Source organism: Lactobacillus nasalidis (assembly GCF_016587775.1).
Taxonomy (GTDB): Bacteria; Bacillota; Bacilli; order Lactobacillales; family Lactobacillaceae; genus Lactobacillus; species Lactobacillus nasalidis.
The window spans coordinates 1-3,557 of sequence record NZ_BOCG01000447.1 but is presented as its reverse complement, the minus strand read 5'-3'; the positions used below and the strand labels follow the sequence as shown (position 1 = coordinate 3,557).

The 3,557-nt window shown below is 55.3% G+C and carries 3 protein-coding genes; all 3 read right to left on the bottom strand.

What is annotated here, in order from left to right; genetic code table 11:
• On the bottom strand, positions 1 to 1,506 hold a 1,506-nt coding region (locus lacNas_RS08305; protein WP_201346770.1), incomplete at its 3' end, for an ABC transporter ATP-binding protein.
• Between the two features lie 11 nt (positions 1,507 to 1,517).
• Positions 1,518 to 3,245, bottom strand: coding sequence for an ABC transporter ATP-binding protein (locus lacNas_RS08300; RefSeq protein ID WP_201332080.1), 1,728 nt, complete (start codon positions 3,243 to 3,245; stop codon positions 1,518 to 1,520).
• A 154-nt stretch (positions 3,246 to 3,399) separates the two neighbouring features.
• A partial coding sequence (locus lacNas_RS08295; protein WP_201346769.1) for a DUF1129 family protein occupies positions 3,400 to 3,557 on the bottom strand: 158 nt, incomplete at its 5' end.

Sequence of the window (3,557 nt, the reverse complement as noted above, 5' to 3'; positions counted from 1 at the left end):
CTCGTAGCCGTCGTCCAGCTCGTGGATGAATTCGTCGGCCCGGGCCAGGCGGGCTGCCTGGTAGACGTCATCGTCTGAGGCAGTCGGCCGGCCGAAGCGGATGTTTTCCATGATGTCGCCGGTGAACATGTGCGTTTCCTGCAGAACGATCGAAACCGACTTGCGCAGGTCATCCTTCTTGATCTTCTGGATGTCGATGCCGTCGTAAGTGATCGTCCCGGAGTTGATTTCGTAGAAGCGGTTGATCATGCTGGAGATCGTCGTCTTCCCGGCCCCGGTTTCCCCGACCAGGGCAACCTTCATGCCCGGCTTGGCATCAAGGGAGATGTCGTGCAGGATCTGCTTGCCCGGCACGTAGCCGAAGTTGACGTGGTCAAAGACGATGTGGCCCTTGACCGGCACGTACTTGAAGCCGCCTTCCGTCGGCACCTTCCATTGCCAGGCATTCTTGACGCCCGGCTTTTCCTCGATGGTAACCGTGCCTTCGTCGATTTCCGGAGTTTCGTCCAGCAGTTCAAAAATCCGGTGCGCCCCGGCGATGGCCAGAACGATCGTGTTCAGCTGCTGGGAAATCTGGGCAATCGGCTGGATAAAGGCCTTGGACAATTGCATGAAGGAAGCCAGCGCCCCCAGAGTCAGCGGCACGTTGCCTGCCAGAATGGCCGTCCCGCCGACCAAAGCGATCAGGACGTAGAGCAGGTTGCCGATGTTCCCCATGATCGGGAACAGGATCGTGGCATAAGTGTTGGCCTTGCCTGAAGCAATCCGCAGCTGCTCGTTGTAGCGGTCAAAGCCTTCCTTGGCTTCCGGCTCGTGGGAGAAGACCTTGATGACCTTCAAGCCGTTCAGCATTTCTTCGTTGTAGCCGTTAACCGTCCCGACGGTCTTTTGCTGCAGGTCGAAGTAGTAGCTGGATCTCTTGGTCAGGTAGCGGACCACGCCCAAGGACAGCAGAACGACTGCCAGGGAAACCAGGGTCAGCTGCCAGCTGAGGTAGAACATCCCGATCAAAACGAAGAGCACGGTAAAGACCGAGTTCGCGAACATTGGCAGAGCCTGGGAAATCATCTGCATCAAGGTGTCAATGTCGTTGGTGTAGCGCGACATGATGTCGCCGTATTCGTTCTGGTCGAAAAAGGCGATCGGCAGGCGCTGCATGTGCGTAAACATTTCATTTCTGATCTGCTTTTGCACCTGCTGGGACAAGAGCATCATCAGCAGGGTAAAGAGATAGTTGGCCACCAGTCCGATGGCATAAACGCCGGCCATCATCAAGATGGCTCTTGACAGCGGCCCGAAGTCCGGCCGCGACTGCTTGAGCATCGGGGTGACGTATTTGTCGATTACCTGCTCAATGAACAGGGAACCCAGTACCGAAGCAGCCGCGCTGATGATCACTGACACAAAGGAAGTGATCAAAGATGCCGGGCTGACCCGGTAGACATATTTGATCAGCCGGAGCAAAATTTTCATTTGCGACGGCTGCTGGTCTTGTTTTTTCGTCATTGATCAATCACCTACTTGCTGTTTTCTTCCTGGAACTTGGCGATTGAGCTGTACAAGTCGTTGCGCTTGATCAGTTCATCGTGAGTCCCGATGTCTTCGATCTGCCCGTGATTCATGACCACGATCCGGTCGGCGTCCTTGATGGAGACGATCCGCTGGGAGATGATGATCTTGGTCGTGTCTGGCAGGTCTCGCTTCAAGGCCTCGCGGATTTCACGCTCAGTCTTGGTGTCCACGGCGCTGGTCGAGTCGTCCAGGATCAGGATCTTCGGCTTCTTCAACAGCGCCCGCGCGATCGTGATCCGCTGCTTTTGCCCGCCGGAGACGTTGTTGCCGCCTTGTTCGACCATGGTGTCGTAGCCGTCCGGCATTTCCCGGATGAAGCCGTCGGCATGGGCGATCTTGGCTGCCCGCACGATTTCCTCGTCGCTGGCGTTCTCATTGCCCCACTTGAGGTTCTCCTTGATCGTGCCGGAGAACAGGACGTTCTTTTGCAGGACCACGGCCACGTTGTCACGCAGGGTCTTGAGGTCGTATGAACGCACGTTGTGCCCGCCGACTCTGACTGCCCCGCCGGTCACGTCGTAAAGGCGCGGAATCATTGAGATCAGGGTCGACTTGGAAGAACCGGTCTCCCCGATGATCCCCAGGGTTTCCCCAGACTTGATCCGCAGGTTGATGTCCTTGAGGGCGGACGCGGCATCATCCTTGTCGTACTTGAAGTCGACGTGGTCAAAGATGATTTCCCCGTTGGTCACGCTGGTCAGCGGTTCCCGGCTCGGGTTGACGATCGTCGGCTTGGCCGTCAGCACGTCAGCCACCCGGTGGCCGCTGGACTGGGCCATCATCAGCTGGGTGAAGATCATTGACAGGATCATCAGGGACATCAGAATCGACATCGTGTAAGAGAACATGGAGACCAGTTGGCCGGTTGCCAGCTGGTGACCCACGATCAGCTTGGAGCCAAACCAGCACAGGGCCAGCATGACGGCGTCGATCATCAGCGTCATGACCGGGCCGTTGAAGGCCATGATGAACATGGCCCGGCTGAAGAGCTTGTAGATCTTGTTGGTCGACTTTTCAAAGTTTTCGATCTGCTCGGTTTCGTGCACGTAAGTCTTGACTTCCCGCACCCCGCGGATGTTTTCGCGGACCTTCCGGTTCAGTTCGTCGTAAGCCCGGAAAATCTTCGGGAAGTAAGGCCGCGCGTTCTTGATGATCAAGATCATGGCCACGGCCAAAACCGGCACGGCGACCACGAAGACCAGGGTCAGCTGCCAGCTGATCACGGCGGCCATGACCAGGGAAATGATCATCATGAACGGCGCCCGCACGGCAACTCTGATGCTCATCTGGTAGGCCAGCTGGATGTTGTTGGTGTCGGTCGTCAGCCGCGTCACCAGACTGGCGCTTGAAAAGCGGTCAATGTTTTCAAAAGAAAAGTCCTGCATGTGGTAAAACATGTCCTTGCGCAGGTTGGCCGTAAAGCCGGCTGCCGCATGCGCTGAAAAGTAGCTGGCGCTGGCCCCCAGAACCAATGAGACCAGGGTCAAAATGATGGTGTACAGGCCCATCCGTCTGACGTATTCCATATCGCCCTTGTTGATCCCGTTGTCAATCAAGAGCCCCATGATGTAAGGAATATACATTTCGATGAAGACTTCGCCGATCACGCACAGAGGCGACAGAATCGACTCTTTTTTGTACTGGCGAACAGACTTCAGCAGTGTCTTCAGCATCGATACCCTCCTTCTTCTTTTACTGAAACTTTTACTAACTAATAAACTAAAAAATGTTCAAACAAAAACAAATAGATGTTCAACATCTATTTGTTTATCAACTTATCAACTTAATTAGTGTACACCTTTTAAAAATAAAAAGCACGCTATTGATTTACTTTTTCTTCATGGTCAGCTTGTCCGGGCTCAAGGAGGTCCCTTCAATGCCGTAGTGGCGGCGGACCAGCCAGCGGATCCCGTAGGCAGCAGCCGCTACCAGGAGGTCAGCCCAGCCCGGCAGAACCGGGTTGATGACTGACAGGGCCGGAAGCG

Excerpts from the sequence above, each read along its gene's own strand:
- lacNas_RS08300 (WP_201332080.1), bottom strand. The coding sequence starts at position 3,245 with ATGCTGAAGACACTGCTGAAGTCTGTTCGCCAGTACAAAAAAGAGTCG.